This window comes from Fibrella musci (genome assembly GCF_041321105.1).
Taxonomy (GTDB): domain Bacteria; phylum Bacteroidota; class Bacteroidia; order Cytophagales; family Spirosomataceae; genus Fibrella; species Fibrella musci.
In genome coordinates this window covers 920,334-939,126 of the sequence record NZ_JBGGWD010000002.1, presented here as the reverse complement: position 1 = coordinate 939,126, position 18,793 = coordinate 920,334, and the positions used below count along the sequence as shown (strand labels likewise).

Annotated in this window: 20 protein-coding genes; 11 read left to right on the top strand and 9 right to left on the bottom strand. The window is 55.2% G+C overall.

From position 1 onward, the window contains the following. Positions 1-8 precede the first annotated feature (8 nt). The 3 genes from ACAW74_RS09625 to typA all read left to right on the top strand — a co-directional run bounded on the left by ACAW74_RS09625 (position 9) and on the right by typA (position 3,310). Positions 9-644, top strand: a complete 636-nt coding sequence (locus ACAW74_RS09625) for a phosphatase PAP2 family protein (RefSeq protein WP_370697977.1) — start codon at positions 9-11, stop codon at positions 642-644. An 81-nt stretch (positions 645-725) separates the two neighbouring features. Further along, entirely contained in the window at positions 726-1,157 is a 432-nt protein-coding gene (locus ACAW74_RS09620) for a hypothetical protein (RefSeq protein ID WP_370697976.1), read from the top strand. Between the two features lie 338 nt (positions 1,158-1,495). Next, the gene (typA, locus tag ACAW74_RS09615) at positions 1,496-3,310 is read left to right on the top strand and encodes a translational GTPase TypA (RefSeq protein ID WP_370697975.1); all 1,815 of its coding nucleotides are present in this window, start codon (positions 1,496-1,498) and stop codon (positions 3,308-3,310) included. 69 nt (positions 3,311-3,379) lie between these two features. Here the strand turns inward: typA and ACAW74_RS09610 are convergent, their stop codons facing one another. Next, positions 3,380-4,177, bottom strand: coding sequence for a polyprenol monophosphomannose synthase (locus tag ACAW74_RS09610; RefSeq protein WP_370697974.1), 798 nt, complete (start codon positions 4,175-4,177; stop codon positions 3,380-3,382). A 183-nt stretch (positions 4,178-4,360) separates the two neighbouring features. Here ACAW74_RS09610 and ACAW74_RS09605 point away from each other — a divergent pair, with 183 nt between their 5' ends. Together ACAW74_RS09605 and mog are read left to right on the top strand one after the other, a co-directional pair. Beyond that, on the top strand, positions 4,361-4,633 hold the full coding sequence (locus ACAW74_RS09605) for a hypothetical protein (RefSeq protein WP_370697973.1): 273 nt from the start codon (positions 4,361-4,363) through the stop codon (positions 4,631-4,633). Positions 4,634-4,683: 50 nt separating this feature from the next. After that, positions 4,684-5,229 (top strand): molybdopterin adenylyltransferase, encoded by a 546-nt coding sequence (mog, locus tag ACAW74_RS09600; RefSeq protein ID WP_370697972.1) that lies wholly within the window; start codon positions 4,684-4,686, stop codon positions 5,227-5,229. A gap of 37 nt (positions 5,230-5,266) precedes the next feature. Here mog and ACAW74_RS09595 read toward each other — a convergent pair whose 3' ends face one another. Together ACAW74_RS09595 and ACAW74_RS09590 are read right to left on the bottom strand one after the other, a co-directional pair. Continuing rightward, complete coding sequence (locus ACAW74_RS09595) at positions 5,267-6,577, bottom strand: anthranilate phosphoribosyltransferase (RefSeq protein ID WP_370697971.1); 1,311 nt, start codon at positions 6,575-6,577, stop codon at positions 5,267-5,269. Between the two features lie 201 nt (positions 6,578-6,778). Continuing rightward, positions 6,779-8,110, bottom strand: coding sequence for a GntT/GntP/DsdX family permease (locus tag ACAW74_RS09590; RefSeq protein ID WP_370697970.1), 1,332 nt, complete (start codon positions 8,108-8,110; stop codon positions 6,779-6,781). Positions 8,111-8,298: 188 nt separating this feature from the next. Here ACAW74_RS09590 and ACAW74_RS09585 point away from each other — a divergent pair, with 188 nt between their 5' ends. Both ACAW74_RS09585 and ACAW74_RS09580 read left to right on the top strand, forming a co-directional pair. Next, positions 8,299-9,087, top strand: coding sequence for a HipA family kinase (locus tag ACAW74_RS09585; protein ID WP_370697969.1), 789 nt, complete (start codon positions 8,299-8,301; stop codon positions 9,085-9,087). Further along, positions 9,065-9,469, top strand: coding sequence for a DUF3037 domain-containing protein (locus ACAW74_RS09580; RefSeq protein ID WP_370697968.1), 405 nt, complete (start codon positions 9,065-9,067; stop codon positions 9,467-9,469). The genes ACAW74_RS09585 and ACAW74_RS09580 overlap by 23 nt, the downstream gene beginning before the upstream one ends. A gap of 55 nt (positions 9,470-9,524) precedes the next feature. Here the strand turns inward: ACAW74_RS09580 and ACAW74_RS09575 are convergent, their stop codons facing one another. Together ACAW74_RS09575 and ACAW74_RS09570 are read right to left on the bottom strand one after the other, a co-directional pair. Continuing rightward, the gene (locus ACAW74_RS09575) at positions 9,525-9,998 is read right to left on the bottom strand and encodes a hypothetical protein (RefSeq protein WP_370697967.1); all 474 of its coding nucleotides are present in this window, start codon (positions 9,996-9,998) and stop codon (positions 9,525-9,527) included. 108 nt (positions 9,999-10,106) lie between these two features. Beyond that, a complete protein-coding gene (locus ACAW74_RS09570) occupies positions 10,107-10,673 on the bottom strand; it encodes a hypothetical protein (protein ID WP_370697966.1) in 567 nt (188 codons plus the stop codon). 271 nt (positions 10,674-10,944) lie between these two features. Here ACAW74_RS09570 and ACAW74_RS09565 point away from each other — a divergent pair, with 271 nt between their 5' ends. Then, the gene (locus ACAW74_RS09565) at positions 10,945-12,195 is read left to right on the top strand and encodes an MFS transporter (RefSeq protein WP_370697965.1); all 1,251 of its coding nucleotides are present in this window, start codon (positions 10,945-10,947) and stop codon (positions 12,193-12,195) included. Between the two features lie 11 nt (positions 12,196-12,206). On the opposite strand, the gene ACAW74_RS09560 is transcribed toward ACAW74_RS09565, so the two are convergent. Beyond that, the gene (locus tag ACAW74_RS09560) at positions 12,207-13,115 is read right to left on the bottom strand and encodes a diacylglycerol/lipid kinase family protein (RefSeq protein WP_370697964.1); all 909 of its coding nucleotides are present in this window, start codon (positions 13,113-13,115) and stop codon (positions 12,207-12,209) included. A gap of 136 nt (positions 13,116-13,251) precedes the next feature. Here ACAW74_RS09560 and ACAW74_RS09555 point away from each other — a divergent pair, with 136 nt between their 5' ends. Beyond that, entirely contained in the window at positions 13,252-13,683 is a 432-nt protein-coding gene (locus ACAW74_RS09555; RefSeq protein WP_370697963.1) for a YybH family protein, read from the top strand. Positions 13,684-13,775: 92 nt separating this feature from the next. Here the strand turns inward: ACAW74_RS09555 and ACAW74_RS09550 are convergent, their stop codons facing one another. Then, positions 13,776-13,997, bottom strand: a complete 222-nt coding sequence (locus ACAW74_RS09550; protein ID WP_015329640.1) for a DUF2795 domain-containing protein — start codon at positions 13,995-13,997, stop codon at positions 13,776-13,778. 266 nt (positions 13,998-14,263) lie between these two features. Here ACAW74_RS09550 and ACAW74_RS09545 point away from each other — a divergent pair, with 266 nt between their 5' ends. After that, positions 14,264-15,139 carry an aldose 1-epimerase family protein gene (locus ACAW74_RS09545; RefSeq protein ID WP_370697962.1) on the top strand — a complete coding sequence of 292 codons (876 nt, stop codon included), beginning with the start codon at positions 14,264-14,266 and terminating at the stop codon, positions 15,137-15,139. Between the two features lie 90 nt (positions 15,140-15,229). Here the strand turns inward: ACAW74_RS09545 and gldA are convergent, their stop codons facing one another. After that, the gene (gene gldA, locus ACAW74_RS09540) at positions 15,230-16,183 is read right to left on the bottom strand and encodes a gliding motility-associated ABC transporter ATP-binding subunit GldA (RefSeq protein ID WP_370697961.1); all 954 of its coding nucleotides are present in this window, start codon (positions 16,181-16,183) and stop codon (positions 15,230-15,232) included. An 84-nt stretch (positions 16,184-16,267) separates the two neighbouring features. Between gldA and ACAW74_RS09535 the strand changes: the two genes are divergently transcribed. Beyond that, a complete protein-coding gene (locus tag ACAW74_RS09535) occupies positions 16,268-17,905 on the top strand; it encodes an amino acid permease (RefSeq protein WP_370697960.1) in 1,638 nt (545 codons plus the stop codon). Positions 17,906-17,981: 76 nt separating this feature from the next. Here the strand turns inward: ACAW74_RS09535 and ACAW74_RS09530 are convergent, their stop codons facing one another. Beyond that, positions 17,982-18,752 (bottom strand): class I SAM-dependent methyltransferase, encoded by a 771-nt coding sequence (locus ACAW74_RS09530; RefSeq protein WP_370697959.1) that lies wholly within the window; start codon positions 18,750-18,752, stop codon positions 17,982-17,984. Between the last annotated feature and the right edge of the window lie 41 nt (positions 18,753-18,793).

Sequence of the window (18,793 nt, the reverse complement as noted above, 5' to 3'; positions counted from 1 at the left end):
TTGTCGTCATGACGCTGTCTGATCTGTTCCGGCGCAATCGTGCCTTTTTCATAACGTACCTGTTGCTTTGGCTCACCGTTGGCGGCCTGATGCTGGCCTACACCAAAGAACAACTTATCCGGTTTGTCAATGCCCACAACACGCCCGTGGCCGACGTGTTTTTTCCGTACCTGACGTACCTGGGCGACGGCTCGTTTGTGATCGTCGTGGGCGTGCTGCTGCTCGTCGTAAACCGGCGGGCGGGGTGGCTGGTGCTGGTGAGCTTCGCAGTTTCGGGGCTAATCAGCCTGTTTCTCAAACTCGTTGTGTTCCCCGAGCGGCTACGACCGATTCGCTATTTTGAGCACTCCAACTGGGAGTACCATATCATCAAAGACCTGCGCATCAACGAGTACAATAGCTTCCCGTCGGGTCATACCACATCGGCGTTTGCGCTATTTGCCATGCTGGCGTTTTTATGGCAGCGCAAGGCGTGGGGCTGGCTGGCGGTCGGGCTGGCGGCTGTGGCGGGCTATTCGCGGGTGTACCTGTTTCAGCACTTTGTAGAAGATACCTTCGTGGGGTCCATGCTGGGTACGTTCACGAGTGTTGGCTTGTGCCTTTTGTACCAAAAACGATACGGAAACCTACCGGTGCTATACTAAATGTACGTTTGCTCAATTGGTGCGTAACGACTTCATCGTCATTGCTTCTATTTGCGGTAGAACTAAGCTACTATCCAGAGAATGAAGCAATTTTTATTGATCGTAACGGTATGGCTGGGCCTCGGAGTGAGTGCCTTCGGCCAGGGAGTATTGACCAACAAAGACGTGATCGCCATGATTACGGGTAAAGTGGGCAAGTCGCTCATCGAGTCGAAGATTCAAAGCAGCCCGGCCAAATTTGACCTGACACCACAGGGACTGATTGAGCTGGAAACCGCCAAAGTGCCCGACGGCATCGTGAAAGTGATGATGGGCAAAACCACCATGACCGATGTGATGACCAACGAGCACGTTATACAACTGACCAACGCCAAGGTGTCGAAAACGCTCATCAGCGAGAAAATCAAGCGCGGCAAAAACAAATTCGACACCTCGGTCGATGGCCTGATTGCCCTCCGCTCGGCCAAAGTCTCAGACGGAATCGTCAAAGACATGATGGCCGCACCAAAGTAACGTACCCACTCATTCCGAGCCCTGACGGGGATGTTGTGCCGACGAATGGCTTGTGATAGCTATCGGCACAACGTCCTCGTCTTTTTTTGGTAGAAAGTTGGCCGTTGACTTATCATAGTCAAAATTGTACTTCTAAAAGTGCAAATGCCTATTGTGGCCGAAAATCGGATTAATAAATTGTAAATTACTGTTTTTCAGTATAGATTTTTGTACCTTTGCGGGAAATTTGCCGGTATCTTTTTCCGACAGGGTTAGCTAGCAACGCGCATTCGCTGGTCGGATCGAAAACCAGCGGTATTCCGTTAAACCTGTTAGAAGAGACACTTCACAGCTATTGTATGCAATCCATCCGCAATATTGCCATTATCGCCCACGTTGACCACGGCAAAACCACGCTGGTTGACAAGATTATACACGCGTCGAAATTATTTCGCGATAACCAGGAATTCCAGGACCTGATTCTCGACAACAATGACCTGGAACGCGAACGCGGCATCACGATCGTTTCGAAAAACGTGTCGGTTCGTTACAAAGACGTTAAGATCAACATCATCGATACCCCGGGCCACAGTGACTTCGGCGGTGAGGTGGAGCGCGTCCTGAAAATGGCCGATGGCGTTTGCCTGCTGGTCGATGCGTTTGAAGGCGCCATGCCCCAAACGCGTTTCGTATTGAGCAAAGCCCTGTCACTGGGTCTGAAGCCCATCGTGATCGTCAACAAGGTCGACAAGGAAAACTGCCGCCCTGAAGAAGTACACGAAGAGGTGTTTGATTTGATGTTCAACCTCGGCGCGACTGAAGATCAGCTCGATTTCCCGACGGTTTATGGTTCATCGAAACAAGGCTGGATGGGTCCCGACTGGAAAACCCCGACCGGCGACATCACGTACCTGCTCGATACCATCGTCGATACCATTCCGGCGGCGCCCGTAAACGAGGGCTTGCCGCAAATGCAGATTACCTCGCTCGATTATTCGGCCTTCGTTGGTCGGATCGCCATCGGCCGGGTACACCGGGGTACGTTGAAAGAAGGTGCTAACATGGCGCTCGTGAAAGCTGACGGTGTTGTCAAGAAAGTGCGCATCAAAGAATTGCAAATCTTTGAAGGCCTCGGCAAACAAAAAGTAAGCGAAGTACAGAGCGGCGACATCTGCGCCGTAACCGGCCTCGAAGACTTCGAGATTGGCGATACGCTGACCGATGCCGAGAACCCCGAAGCGCTGGCTCGTATTGCCGTTGACGAGCCGACCATGAACATGCTGTTCACGATCAACAACTCGCCGTTCTTCGGTAAAGAGGGTAAGTTCGTGACTTCGCGCCACCTGCGTGAGCGTCTGTTCAAGGAAACGGAAAAAAACCTTGCTCTGCGTGTAGAAACAACCGACAGTGAAGACCGCTTCCTGGTGTTTGGTCGGGGTATCCTGCACTTGTCGGTACTGATCGAGACAATGCGTCGCGAAGGTTACGAATTGCAGGTAGGTCAGCCGCAGGTATTGTACAAAGAAGACGAAAACGGCCAACGGATGGAGCCCATCGAGACGCTGGTTGTCGACGTACCTGAAGAAACAGCTGGTAAGGTGATCGAATTGGCTACGCAACGGAAAGGCGAGCTGCTGATCATGGAGCCGAAAGGCGATCTGCAACACCTCGAGTTCGACATCCCGTCGCGGGGGCTGATCGGTCTGCGGTCAAACGTGCTGACGGCTACCTTCGGTGAAGCCGTGATGTCGCACCGCTTTAAAGAGTACCAACCCTACAAAGGCGTTATTCCTGAGCGCATCAACGGGTCGATGATCTCGATGACGTCGGGTCAGGCAACGGCCTACTCGATCGACAAGCTACAGGATCGTGGTGTGTTCTTTGTGGAGCCGGGCGAAGAAATCTACACCGGGATGGTCGTTGGCGAACACAACCGTCAGAACGATATCGTGATTAACCTGCAAACAGCCAAGCAGTTGACCAACATGCGGGCTTCGGGTTCAGACACGAACGTTAAGATTGCGCCGAAGATCAATTTCTCACTCGAAGAGTCGATGGAGTACATCCAGAAAGACGAGTACCTGGAAGTAACGCCCAAGTCGCTTCGGATGCGGAAGATCTACCTCGACGAGAATGAGCGTAAACGCAACGAGAAGAAGTTTGCGATGGCGTAAGCCAGTAATGGATATATTGAAAAGGGCCGATGCAGTGATGCATCGGCCCTTTTTGTTGGTGGCAAAGTCTTATAGCACAGCTTCGGTAGGTTCCTGAACCACATGCGCTGTTGGCTTAGTTTGCGGAATGTAATGCCGGAAGAAGCTGCCCAGTTTCATCTGAATTACCCCCAGAATGGCTTCCTTGAAGATCTTAGTCGACATTTTGGATTCACCGCGCGTGCGGTCGGTGAAGATGATGGGCACTTCGGCGAGGTGGAAGCCATATTTCCAGCAGGTGAATTTCATCTCGATCTGGAAGGCATAGCCAACAAATTTGATGGGGTTCTGAAGCAGTACATCCAGCACGTGCGCCCGGTAGCAGACAAACCCCGCTGTGGGGTCCATGATCGGCATGCCCGTGATGAAGCGTACATAGATACCCGCCCCGTACGACATCAGCACCCGACCGATGGGCCAGTTGACGACGTTCACGCCTTTGATGTAGCGTGAGCCAACGGCCACGTCGGCCCGTTTGCCTGCCGCATCTTCGTCAGCGCAGGCCCGATACAGCCGCATCAGGTCGTCGGGGTTATGTGAAAAATCGGCGTCCATCTCGAAGAGGTATTCATACCCCCTCGCCAGCGCCCATTTGAAGCCGTCGATGTAAGCGGTACCCAACCCCAGTTTACCCCGCCGTTCGAGCAGGTGAAGCTGTTGGGGAAACTGTGCCTGAAGCTGTTTCACAACCTGGGCTGTACCGTCGGGCGAACCATCGTCAACAATGAGCAGATCGAAAGCCATCGGCAGGCTGAATACCTTGCGGATAATGGCTTCGATATTCTCGATTTCGTTGAACGTGGGTATGATGACAAGGCGATCGGTCACGACAGGAAAGCGTTTAGAAGAGAAACAGGGGAGGCATCAAAAATAGTGCATATGAGGCGTTAAATAACGTTAAGCGTGGCTGGAAGATACAGCCTTCAACAGTACTCCAACCTTTTTTACCAATAGCGTATCTATAGCAATAGCAGACCCATTACCTCGTCGCCTGTCTGCCGATAAAGTGCTATGAAAAACGCTTTTCTTTTGCTGGTCTTTCCCTCGCTGATGCTGCTGTTTACGTTAGCCATCAGCTACATCGAACGGATGTACCGCACGCGCCGTCGGCGGGGTAATTTAGGCCAAAAGATAGCCAGTGCCCAGATGCACTATTATTACCTGCCAACCGTAGACGGCTATCGAATCGATGTACTGAACCCGGAACGTCCCCTCGAGCCACTTCCGCAAAAGCCAGCGGTTGACGTGCCGGAAAAAGTGGAATTCGCGCATCATGTCCGTTAAAAACAGATCAACGCCGGTTTGCATGGTCTGTTGACCACTACTTTTGCCCCATGCCTACAGAACAAACGGCCGTTGCGCGCATCGGCATCATCAACGTATCCGATCGGGCGAGTGCTGGCGTTTACGAAGATATTCCGGGTAAAGCCGTCGTGGCGCTGCTGACCGAATGGCTAACCAGCCCCTGGGAGCCTGTTTACCGTGTTATTCCCGACGAGCAGGAACAGCTCGAAGCGGCGATGATCGAGATGGCTGACCGCGAGGGATGCTGTCTGATCGTTACGACGGGGGGGACGGGGCCGGCGCTGCGCGATGTTACGCCCGAAGCGACCGAAGCCGTTTGCCAAAAAATGATGCCCGGCTTTGGGGAACTGATGCGGCAGGAGAGCCTGAAATACGTACCCACGGCCATTCTGTCGCGGCAAACGGCAGGCATCCGTAACCAGACGCTCATACTGAATCTGCCTGGCAAGCCCAAAGCCATCGGCCAGTGCCTGTCGGTGGTCTTTCCCGCAATTCCCTACTGTGTTGACCTGATCGGTGGTCCCTTCCTGACGACCAATGCGTCGGTTATGAACGTGTTTCGGCCGAAGAGTTGAGATGTGTTCAACATCTTCAGGCTGTCCAATGGTCAAATCAAATGGTTCGCTCCAGCTGCCCTTCGATCCAGTCGAGGCCGCGGCCAAGAAGCGCCTGCCCAAACCGAACGCGATTATCGAACTCGGCATTCTGGGTACGTTGCTCGTGCAGGAATTGGCGAATCAGTCGGGCGTTGTCGGCGGCTTGCGGGTAAGGCACTTCACTGTCGGCCTCGGTCCGGTAAGCGGCGAATTCGGGCCGGTCAGCGTCGAAATGCTGGAAAAATAAGTGGTTAGAGGCTGTTCTGACGGCGCACAGCACGCCCGACGCCCGCGACGTTGATGGAGCAAGCGTACCTTCCAGGCCCCGCTTCAGCACAATAGCGGCGTCAAAACCGGCCATGAGGGCCAACTCGGCCATTTTCATCTGGTACGTAATGTGGAACACCGACGTAACCAGCACCTTGGCACGGGCCGGATTCAGCAGCTTTTCCAGCGTAGCCAGAAAAGGCCGTTTCAGCAAGATCCGCCGCCGGTCGACCCAGCGGTTGAGGGCGGGCGACATGGCTTTCTGGTCGAGTACCCAACCGTAGTCGGGGAGGGGGGTATCCAACTCGTGCTGACTTTGCAGGAAATCACAGCCGAGGTGCATGTACAGGTCGTGGGCGTTGAGGTCGTGTTTAGGACCCGGCGTGCGACCCACCAGCGAAAGTGCCCCGTAGCCGCGTTGCTGCACAAAATTGGCCAGCAGCGGCGTGATCAGGTACGAATGCTCGACGCCATCGAAGGGTTCGGCGAGCTGCACCATGTGGCGCACCGCCTGCGTGGGTTTGGCCTGAAAACCCGGCACCAGTGTCGCCATTGCGGCCTGATACAGCCCCGCATACTCGTCGTTGGTTTCATGGCGCACCCGCATGATACTGACGGCCAACCCACGAAAATGCTCGCACTGCGATTCCGGCAATTGATCGCCAAAAAGGTAATCGCCCAACTGCCGTGCTTCGCTGACCTGCAACGTGTGACCCCGCACCAGCTTAACGGCAATGGGCAGCATCTTTTCCGGCAACGTCGGGCAGAGTTTCTGGACCAGAAAGGTCGGGAGCGAGAAGGCATCGCGTCCGAAGCAGGTTTCCAGGGTTTGCTCCTCGGGCGTGGGGCCTTTCGTGATCAGGGCACCAATGAAGGCACCCATCTGCAACGGGTGAGCTGTGCCCGACAGCAGCGCTTCGCGGCACTCAACAATCAGTTCAGGCGAGAGGGGTTTACTGCCGTATTTACCGATACCGATCAGTTTGATGCCGCGGCCCAGTGGCGTGTTGGCGAAATCCCCCGTCACGGGCGGAACAGAATGCGCTCCAAGCTGTTGCATACGCCAGATGAATGAGTTCAGAAGAAGGTAACGCTGAACACAACGGTTAGTTTGCCAAAAGGGCTTGTTCCTGCATTTTTTAATCAGTTGCGAAATTAAAATTAACTTTCGCAAAACGTGCTATATAGTTTATTTTTATTTGTCAAAATCAGATTATTGACAAATAAAAATAAGGTAAGTCTCCTTTTGATAGTGCAATTATTACAAGATAGTATCCAAAACAAGCACACCCAGAAGACCGACGATTCCCACGATAGTTTCCATAACGGACCAAGTACGTAGGGTATCGGCAATGCTGAGGTTAAAATACTCCTTGAACAGCCAGAACCCAGCGTCGTTGATGTGCGACAGCATGAGGCTACCCGCACCAATCGCCAGTACCATGAGTTCGGGATTAACACCGGTCTGGCTTTGTAGTAATGGCAGCATAATTCCTGCCGTGGTGAGGCCCGCAATCGTAGCCGACCCGACACACACCCGGATGAGTGCCGCCATGACCCAGCCCAATACCAGCGGGGGCATGTGCAGGCCAGCCAGTTGCTGACCGATGTAGACGCTCGTACCCGAATCGTTGAAGATTTGCTTGAGCGCCCCCGCTCCGGCAATGGTCAGTAGGATGGGAGCCGCGGCTTTAATAGCCTCTTCCAGCATTTTCATGGCCGATTTGGTGCTTTGTCCACGCCGGATCGCCAGCGTATACACGGCCACCAGCACCGACAGCAACATGCCTACATAGGGCTCGCCCATCAGATAAAGCACCTTACCCCCCACGCTTTGCTCCAGCCCATGCGTTTTCAGGTACGTTCGGAGCGGGCCGAAAATGGTGAGCATGATGACGGGGAGCAGGGCCACGAAGAAACTGACGCCCGCGCCCGGCAAATCGGTCTTGGGGGCTTCGGTCGGATCGAATACCTCGCGGTCGGGTTTAGGCGTGAAACGGCTCAACGTTTTGCCAAAAATGGGTCCGGCGATGATGATGGCGGGCGTGGCGACGATGATGCCGTAGAACAGGGTCTTACCAATATCGGCCTGCAACTGACCCACGAGCGCGGCGGGCGAAGGGTGCGGCGGCAGGTAACCGTGTGCCACCGACAGCGCCGAGAGCATCGGGATGGCAATGGTCAGCATGGGGAGCTTGGTGCTGGCTGCGATGGTAAAGATCAGGGGGACTACGATGATAAAACCGGCATTGTAGAACAGCGGAATCCCGATGATGAACCCCGCCAGCGCCAGCCCCCAGCGAATGTTTTTTATGCCAAACCAGCCAATGAGTACGTCGGTGATGCGGCGGGCGGCGCCACTTTCGGCCACCACGCGGCCCAGCATGGCCCCGAAACCGATAATCAGCACCAAGTCGCCCAGGGTGCCGCCAATGCCGGTCTGAATGGATTTACCCACAGCCCCCACATCCATCCCCGCCGCCAACCCGATGCCGATTGAAACCAGAATAAACGAGATGAACGTGTCGAGGTGAACGTAGGCAATGAGCAGAATGAGGGCAAGAATCCCAATGAAGGTTAAGAGAAGAGGCATGTGTTTAGGAATTTGTCATAAATGTATAACTGTAGAGACGCAATCCCTTGCGTCTCCCGCCAGATGGTATTGGCTGATGCATAAGCGACTAATAGGCTACACCTCCTTACGGACGGTATTGGCTGACGTGAACGCGGCAAGGGACTACACGGTCGGACGCAGAACGCTGCGATTTCTACATTTGCAGTATGACAACAGACCAACTACGAACCGTTGCGGTAACGCGCTACGTAACGCCGCTGCGCGAGGGGGGCTCGCTGCCTGCTCTGGCCGAAGCCGACGACGGATTTCTGTATGTATTGAAATTCAGAGGCGCCGGGCAGGGGGAAAAGGCCCTGATTGCCGAACTGATTGTGGGCGAACTGGCGCGGTTACTGGGTTTGCGCGTACCCGAACTGGTCTTTGCCGAACTCGATGAAGCGTTTGGCCGTACCGAGCCTGACGAAGAAATTCAGGATCTGCTGAAGGCCAGCACCGGCCTGAATCTGGGCTTGCATTACCTGTCGGGCGCCATGACGTTCGACCCCGTCGTGACGACCATCGACACGCGGCTGGCGTCTGAAATTGTCTGGCTCGACTGCCTGACCATGAACGTGGACCGTACCGCCCGCAACACCAATATGCTGATGTGGCACAAAGAGCTGTGGCTCATCGATCACGGCGCGGCACTGTATTTTCACCACACGGGCCAACCGTGGCAGGACTTTGCAGAGCGCCCGTTTACACAGGTGAAAGACCATGTGCTGTTGCCCCGCGCCACCGAACTGGAAGCCGTCGATGCGGGTTTCCGCGCTCGTCTGACGCCCGACCTGATCCAGGCTATCGTTGCCAACGTACCTGACGAATGGCTCACCGACCGGGCCTTCGAGTCGGAAGCGGCGCAACGGGCCATGTATGTTCAATTTCTGGAAGCCCGGCTGGTGGCTTCGTCCATCTTTATTCAGGAAGCGATCCATGCCCGACAAGCACTTAGTTGAATACGCCGTGATCCGGGTGGTGCCGCGCGTAGAGCGGGAAGAGTTTCTGAATGTAGGCGTGATTCTGTTCTGTGCCTCGCAGCGGTTCTTGCAAACGCGCTGGCTATTACCTACCGATCGCCTGCGGGCCTTCCTGCCGAACGTACCTGAGCCCGACCTTGCTGACCGCTGCGACGAAATCAGTGCCCGTTTGCGGGCTTTTGAGCAGGTAAGCCTGGGCGGACCGGCGAGTGGACCTATCGGGCAATTGCCGCCCGCCTCGCGGTTTCGCTGGCTCACTGCCGCCCGCAGCACAGTGATACAAACCTCGCCCGTGCACCCTGGCTTCTGCACCGACCCTGCCGACATGCTGACGACGCTATTCGAGCAATTGGTGCTTTGATGGGGTGATCGAACGCGGATGACGCAGATTAACCGGATGATCACCCCATCATTAATTACTCACTGAAGATCGAGTTCCAGAGGGCTTTGGCCTTTTCTTTGGCGGCTTCGATCTGGAGGGCGGCTTCGGCTTTCACTTCGTCGAGTTTGGCTTGGGCGGCTTCGAGTTGCACGGCGGCTTCGGCCCGAACGTCGTCGAACTTATCGTCGGCGATGTCGGCGAGTTCATCTACTTTGGCGGCGGCCGCAGCGTAGGTGGTTTCGGCCTGTGCCTGCAACGACGACAGCGTTTCGGCAGCGGTCGCCTTGGCGTTGTCGAAGTGGGCGGCGGCCTGGGTTTTCAGGCCTTCGATGTCGATGTCCTTACCCGTTTCGCGCGCCTTAGCCACCAACTGATCCTTCAATTCGTCGAGCTGATTCGCCGCGGTGGACAGATGCTGACTGGCTTCGTTTTTGAACGCTTCCAGTTTGTCGGCGGCGGCCGTTTTGGCGGCCTGTAGTTGTTCGGTGGCGGTGGTTTTCTGTTCCATGTGTAGTTTACGAGTTGACGTGCAACGTTGCTTCGCTGTAGCGCCCTGATGGCGGCGCTGGCGAAGCAATGCCAAACATCCGACATCAAACGGCAAACTCCAAACCGCTCATCCCAGCCGTCTTACCATCAGACCGTTAACGACGTCGATCAGCTGCATCGGCTTCAGGGTGCGCCAGTTGGGAATGTGCAGGGTGCCACCAAAGTTGATGTAGTAATCGAGGCGGAACCGTTTCCACTCCTGCTCGACAAAATCCGGGAAGTTGATGGCCGTAATCCAGCCGTCTTCAACCTCGTCGAACCACTCTTCGTAGTAGCTGTCGTCGGAGCCGTGAAAGTTCAGCAGGTTTTCGCCAATCAGCAGGAAGTACTTGATATCCTGTTTGAGCAAGGGGTCGATCACCTGTCGTTTCAGGTGCATGATGTCGTTGTGGAGCGTGTCATTCCACTCGCCAAACAATTCGATCACCACAGCCTGCCGTTCGTAGTTGGCGTACAAAATCTTGCAATACAGCGTTTCGGAACCGATCTCGTCCCAAAGCGGGTGGATGTAGTAGCCGTAGATGTCGTTCTCGTACTGCATCGTATTGTAGGTACGTTCATAGAACGGCGACTGCTCATCGTCGGAGGCAGTGTAATACTTCTCCCAGCCATAATACGGTTCAATATCTTGCATAATGGTTTAGTAACGCAGGCAAGTGGTCTACTGTTTCCGGGTTTTACTTCGAGCGTTCAATCAATGAAAAGGTTGGGAGAATCGGGGCGATTTGTTGAAGAAATGTGCCGAAAATAGGCCTCGCTAACGGCTTAGTAAGCAGGCCGCTAGTGAATTAATGAAGCAGATTGGCTTACAAACCTATTAAATGGGTCGACTAACTGGTTATACAACGAGTTACTTACTGTAGCACATAGCCTGCCGGTTGGCAGGTTTTTTTGTGTTTACGCTGATGTTCAAAAATCCAAAACTGGCGCTCGTTTACGGTATCACCTTCATTGACGCCGTCGTAGCGGGCGGGGTAGGCCCACTGTTCAACAAATACACCGAAACGCTGTCGGCCAAGCAGGTTTGGGTCATGGCGGGCTCAGCCCTTTTGCTGGGTCTGCAACTGGTCTTATCGCCGGTGCTGGGTGCACTGTCCGACAAAATCGGGCGCCGACCCGTACTGATTGGTACCGCGCTTGGTTCACTGCTAGCGCCGTTTTTGCTAATTCCGGTCAACATCGGCGGCTACCTGAGCAACCGGGCCGTAGAGGGGACAACCAACGGTATGTCGTCGATCCTGCGGTCAGCGGTAGTGGATATGGCCCCCAAAGAAGATATGATGCAGCAGACGAGCGTGCAGGGCAGCATCACGGCGCTGGGTGCGTTGTTTGGCCCGGCAGTGGGCGGTATACTGATTATCTCACTGGTGCAGGCCCGTTTCGACCCGCTTCCGCTGGTGATCATGTGTATCGGCTTGGCTATGCTCAATGTGGTGCTGACGTTCATTTTCAAAGAGACGAACGAGAAGGAAAAGCAGCCGGTCGAGCTTAAGGAATTGAAACAGAAGGCCCTGAACGCCATCAAGGTGAAAACGCTCTGGGATCAACTTGCCGACGTCGACAAAAAGCTGGAAGGGTTTAAAAACCTGTACATTCTGCAACTGCTGTCGCTGCTGGCGCTGGGCTACTACAACTACTTCATCGCCTACCTGATCGTGGGGGATCTAGGCCTGACGCCCAGGCAGGCTTCCTTCTTTTTCATCTATTACAGCCTGATCACCTTCTCGACCAACCTGCTGTTCTTTCAGTTTGCCGTTAAACACGTCAATCAGCGCAAAATGCTGATCGCGCTGGCTTTTGTGGGCATCGGCGTGATGGGCCTGTATGCGTTTACGGGCGGTAGCGTGGTGATGCTCTACGTAACAGCCACGATTGATTCGCTAAGTATTGGCCTGCTCGCCGGGCTAATCTCGGGCCTAACCTCGCAGCTTGTCTCTAAAGGCGAAGGGCAGGGCAGTATTTTCGGTGATACACAGGCGTTGGGTGGGGTGGCGAGTTTCCTGGCCGCCGTGGCTACTACGCTGCTGACAGCCGTCGATGCGCGGGCTCCCTTCATCTTCTACGCACTGGCGCTGGGCGTGATTGCCTATCGTACCATTCACCTGCCCGAAGCGTCGGCGAAGGAAACCGATCCGGCCAATCAGAACTACGTATGAGCGGGAGCTGGTCAGAGCAGCACCAGCAGGCTGGCGGGCAATACCCGGACCGTGCATTGGTTGCCCGGAAGCAGCACGGGTTCGCCATCGGCATGGGCCAGCAACGTACCTGGCCCATCCAGATCCGGGGTATCGTCGGTAACTTTGGTCAACGTGGCCTGCCGGATCGGCTGACTTTGCCAGTACGATGATTGGTTGATCGTTCGATTGAAGAGTTGCCAGCCAATCATGGCGGCCATATGACCGGGAAAGGGCCGAATCAGGCATACGTCGAGCAGACCATCGGAAACGTTGGCGTTGGGCGCAATCCAGGCGTTATTGCCAAATTGGGCGGCGTTGGCGACGGTCAGCGAGAAAAGCGGCCCGGCAGGTACGTTGTTGATCAGGTAGCTGGCAGGCTCATAATGCCAGAAAGCCTGATACGTCGTGCGGACGTACGTTTGCAGACCCCGCACGGGCTGCTTAGCAAATTCGTGGGCTACGTAGGCCTCGAAGCCGAGTCCGGCTGTGCAGAAAAAAGGCAGTTCGTTCAGCTCGGCGCTGTCAATCAGTACAGGCCGCCCACCGATGGCTTTCTGAATAGCTTTCTGCGGGTTCATCGGAATACCCAAGTGCCGCGCCAGCCCGTTGCCTGAGCCCATCGGAACGATGCCCAGCGCTGTGGACGTTTTGCGCAACGCGCGGGCCGTTTCGTTGACGGTTCCGTCGCCACCCATCACCAGCACGCGCCGGATACCGCTTTGGGCTGCCTGCGTAGCCAATTCGGTGGCGTGGCCTGCGTGGGTAGTCGTGATGATCTCGGGCTGAAAACCCTGACGTTGCGCCTCCGCGACGATATAGGTGCGAAGGGCTTCTTTCTGCGCCAGCGGCAACGTACCTGAAAGCGGATTGATAATAACGAGCAGGTCAGGAGCGGGCATCAGCTAGGCAAAAAACAGGAACATCAGGGCAATAAAGACAATAATGAAAATGTAATACCACCCGTCGGAGAAGACGTAGGGCTTATATTCCCGGTAAAAATCACGTAACCATTTCATGCCCTAAAGTTCGCCAAAAATGAAACACCTGCTTTGCCTTATCGTTTTGTTGGCCCTTGCTCAGGCGAGTCTGGCCCAGACCGCAGCCGACCGCAAGGAAGTGCTCGGTACCTTGAAACGCCAAAACGCCGACTGGAATGCCGGTCGTGTCGAGCAGTTTATGGTCGGTTATTGGCCGTCCGATTCGCTAACGTTTGTGGGAAAAGCCGGGATTACCTACGGTTACGCGGCTACGCTGGCCAATTACAAAAAACGCTACCCCGACCGGGCATCGATGGGTACGTTGGCGTTCACCATCCTGAAAGTTGACTTCCCGGCCCCCAGTGTAGCCTACGTGATTGGGAAGTGGCACCTGACCCGCCCGCAGATTGGCGACGTAGGCGGGCATTTTACGCTCTTATGGCGTAAAATTAACGGTCGCTGGCTGATCGTCAGCGATCACTCTTCATAGAATGAATAATGTATAATGTACGATGCACAATGGGCTGACGCGAAATCAGTTGTCGTAAGCACCATTGTACATCGTGCATTGTACATTATTCATTAGTACTCGTCTTCGTTGAAGAAGAAATCGTCTTTGGTAGGGTAGTCGGGCCAGATCTCTTCGATGCTCTCGTAGGGTTGGCCGTCGTCTTCCAGTTCCTGAAGGTTTTCAACCACTTCCAGCGGGGCGCCCGACCGGATCGAGAAGTCAATGAGTTCGTCTTTGGTGGCGGGCCAGGGAGCATCTTCCAGGTAAGATGCAAGTTCGAGAGTCCAGTACATAGTAGAAAAAATTACGCTTTTATGGTCCGTATTTTTTGAGGCTGCAAAAGTAAAAAAAAACACTAATGCAACACGATACGCTATTTATTTTTCAAAACTGACTGTTAACAGGTTATGGCATAAACGGCTTCGTGGGGGCAATGTTATAAAAACAGCGGAGAAAATGTACGGGTTAGTTTACCGTTTACTAAGCGTTGTTTGCGTTTACGTGACTCCGCCAATCTGTATGACCCAATTGCCGGTAGTTAGTAAGAAACACACAGATCATGCCCTATACACTTCAAAATCAGTACCTACGGGTCGGCATCCAGGAGCAGGGAGCCGAACTAACGTCCCTGTTCGACCTAACGACCCAAACCGAACACCTCTGGCAGGCCGACCCTAACGTATGGCCCTGGCATGCGCCTAATCTGTTTCCCGTGGTGGGCGGCCAGACCAACGATCAATTGCTGATCGACGGACAAACGTACCCGATGAAACGCCACGGTTTTGCCCGGACCAGCACGTTCACCTGTACTGAATCTTCGGATACGCACGCCGTTTTTGAACTGCGCTCGTCGGAGGCTACCAAACAGCAGTTTCCGTACGAGTTTGTGTTCGAGATCAGCTACACGCTCGACGACCGCGAACTCGAAGTTAAATACCGCGTCAAGAACCTCGGGACGACCAACCTGTTCATGTCGCTCGGGGCGCACCCGGCCTTTGCTGTGCCGTTCGCACCTGATGAAACCTATACCGATTATTACATCGAATTCGCCGAGGACGATGCGCTGGAAACCAGTACGTTGGCCTCCAGCGGACTGCTATCGGGCGAAAAGCAGCCCGTAGCCCTCGACAAGCGGCGGCTGAACCTGACGCCCACCCTGTTCGACAACGACGCTTTGGTATTACTGACGCTCAAATCGCGCAGCGTCACGTTGCGGAGCCACAAAAATCCGCACCATATCCGCCTCGATTTTGCCCTGTTCCCGTATCTGGGTATCTGGGCTAAACCGGGTGCTTCGTTTGTGTGTATTGAACCCTGGCTGGGCGTCGCCGACACCGAAAACAAACCCCGCCCCATCGAAGGCAAGCAGGGTATTCAGCGCGTTACGCCCAAAAGTGCCTTCGTCGCGCACTATACAATTCATGTCAATGAATAATGTACAATGTATAATGAACGATGTACAATGGTGCTGCCAGCAACAGATTTCGCGTCAGCCCATTGTACATCGTTCATTATACATTGTACATTATTCATTCCTTCCCGTGAGCGTCTTAAACACGCCTTCCAGAGAGGTTTCCTGCTGACGGAGGCCGATGAGCGTAAGGTTGCGGTCGGCGGCGAGGCGGAAAATGGCGGCCCGCAGATCGGCGTTGGCGGGAGCGATTACCTGATACTGACCCGGCCCGATTTGCTCGACTGCTGTCACGCCGGGCAGGCCGCGCAGGAGTTCCGGGTCGGGTAAATCACGTTCAAACTCGGCCAGGTACGTTGCACTGTCGGTAAGCTGGCCGCCACCGTACCGCGCCCGAAGTTCCGTCAACGGGCTGTCGGCGACGAGTTGGCCCTTGTTGATAATCACGACGCGGTCGCAGAGGGCTTCCACCTCCTGCATGATGTGGGTGGAGAAGAGCACCGTTTTGTCGCGACCGGCCGTTTTGATTACCTGCCGGATGTCGGCCAGCTGATTGGGGTCGAGGCCGGTGGTGGGTTCGTCGAGGATCAACACGGGGGGATTGTGCAGCAGCGCCTGTGCCAACCCCACGCGCTGCCGGTAGCCTTTAGAGAGCTGACCGATGCGTTTGTGCTGCTCTGGCCCCAGGCCCACCTGTTCCAGCACGTCGGCAATGCGCTGGTTTAGTGTCTGCCCGCTTAACGCATGGAGCCGTCCTGCAAACTGGAGAAACTCTTTCACGTATAGATCCAGGTAAAGCGGATTATGCTCGGGCAGATAACCCACGCTGCGCCGAACGGCCATCGGGTCGGTTTGTACATCGTGGCCGTTGACCAGCACCGTGCCACTGCTGGGGGGCAAATACCCCGTGGCGATCTTCATTGTGGTAGACTTTCCGGCTCCGTTCGGCCCCAGAAAACCAACGATCTGCCCCGGTGCTACCGAAAACGTGAGGTCGTCTACGGCCCGGCGGGTATCGGTTCCGTTGGCGCTATATTGCTTGGTTAGGTTCTGTATCTGAATCGACATTGCACGGAGATAACGTATTTTCGGCAAAAAACAGCAATTTTAGTCGTAGCGGCACAACCCTGTGCGTCGCCACGAACGCATTTCATGAGCAATTCTATCCTTCGCAAAAAATCCGTAACGCAGGCCGTTGGCGATACGGGCGGGCATCAGCTTACCAAAATCCTGGGTGTGCGTGACCTCACTTCCTTTGGCATCGCTGCTATTATCGGGGCTGGTATTTTCAGCACCATCGGGCGGGCGAGCCTGGCGGGAGGTCCGGCGGTATCACTGCTGTTTGTGTTTACGGCCATTGCCTGCGTGTTTACGGCCCTGAGCTACGCCCAGTTTGCCAGCACGGTGCCCGTGAGCGGCAGTGCCTATACGTATGCCTATGTGTCGTTTGGCGAAATATTCGCCTGGATAATCGGCTGGGCGCTCATTCTCGAATATGCCGTTTCCAACATGGTGGTGGCCATTTCCTGGTCAGAATATTTTACGTCGATGCTAACGGGTTTTGGGGTGCACTTCCCCGACTATCTGGGCACCGATTACGGCTCGGCGGCCACGGCGGCCGAAAAACTGCGAGCGGGCACCGAAACGCTGACCGACGGCGAAAAAATGCTGGCCGCTGCCTACGACGCCGCGCCAAGCATCGGTGGTTTGAAAGTGATTCTGGATCTGCCTGCCGGGGTTATTACCGTGCTGATTACGGCGCTGGTGTATGTCGGTATTAAAGAGTCGCGGGCGGCAAGCAACCTGCTGGTGGTGCTGAAACTGGCCGTGATTGCCCTGGTGATCATAGCGGGTGCTTTCTTCGTGAAACCCGAAAACTGGTCGCCGTTTGCCCCGAATGGCATTAAGGGTGTGCTGGGGTCGGTGGCGTCGGTGTTCTTTGCGTTTATCGGTTTCGACTCCATCTCGACCACGGCCGAAGAGTGCAAGAATCCGCAGCGCGATTTACCCCGTGCCATGCTCTACTGCCTCGCGATCTGTACCACGCTCTATGTACTCATCACGCTAGTACTGACGGGGATGGTGAATTACAAGGAACTGGGCGTCGATGATCCGCTGGCCTACGTGTTCCAGAAGGTTGATATGAACTTCATCGCGGGCGTTATCTCGGTCAGTGCGGTGGTGGCCATTACGAGTGCGCTGCTGGTGTATCAACTGGGGCAACCGCGTATCTGGATGACCATGAGCCGCGATGGCCTGCTGTGGCCTAAGTTCGCCCAGATTCACCCGCGTTTCCACACGCCGTCGTTCGCAACAATCGTGACGGGGGCACTAGTGGCCATTCCGTCGTTGTTTCTGGACATGCAGTTCTTTATCGATCTGACCAGCGTGGGTACGTTCTTCGCCTTTATTCTGGTGTGCGGCGGCATTCTGTACCTCGATAGCAGTGGGCTCTCGGCACAGTCGAAGTTTAAAGTGCCCTACGTCAACGGAAAATACATCATCGGTATCGGGTTTGTGCTGGCGCTGGCCTATGCACTCAACGCGGGCGCTTTTTCGGCGGGTCTGGCCGAGAAACCGCTGCTGATTGTGTTCTGGCTCGTCTGGGGTACGTTGTCGGTGCTGGCTTTCCGGCGGAATTTCTCGTTGCTGCCGGTGCTGGGTATCCTCACCAACCTCTACCTGATGACAGAGCTGGGCATCACCAACTGGGTCATTTTCGTGATCTGGCTCGTGATCGGGCTGGTGCTTTATTTCTCCTACGGCTACCGCAAAAGCAAGCTGGCGTAGGGCAAAGAGTGAAAGAGCGAATGAGTGGTGGGTTATGAGATTGCACACTAGTGCTGTAACCACACTCTTTCACTCTTTAGTTTTTCCCGAAGATCAGCACGTGCTGCTGGGGGAGGCGGGCGTCGTTTTTGAGCAGTTTCAGGCCGAGGGCTGCCATCTCGCGGGTAGCTTGCTGGGCCGTCATTTTGTGGTGCTCTTTGATGGGTACGTTGGGATCCTCGCCGCGGTACTCGACCAGCACGATGCGGCCACCCGGTTTGAGCGCTTTCACCAGCGCCAGCCCCATTTCGTTGGGGTGATCAAACTCGTGGTAGGCGTCGACCATCAGGGCGATGTCGACGCTGTTGGCCGGTAGTTTGGGATCGGTGATGGTGCTCAAAACGGGTTGCACATTGGGCGTTCCGGCTTTTTTCTTACCCTGATTCAGGTACTCGATCATTTCCGGCTGAATATCGACGGCGAACACCTTGCCCTGCGGCAGGGCTTTGGCGAGCCGAAATGAGAAATAGCCTGTACCGGCGCCGATGTCGGCCACGGCGTCGGTCGGCTTCAGGTCGAGGATGTCAAGGAGTAGGTCGGTGCGTTCTTCCTGCTGCCGTTCGGGGCGTTCGAGCCATTCGGCACCCAGATGCCCCATCACCTGCGCGATCTCGCGACCCATGTAGACTTTGCCGATGCCATCGTAGGCCGGTTTCTTCTCGGTGTAGCCGGTTGCGGGCTGGGTACGTTCCGCCGTGGGGGTGGTTGCCTGGGTACGTTGCTCCGTCGACTGACTGTGGCCGCAGCCCGTCATCAGACAAAGGGCCACCAGAAAAAGCCATGCCGGGTACGTTCCTTCCTTGTTCATTGCGCTGTCGTTTACTGAATAACGAATGGAACGGCTTTTTG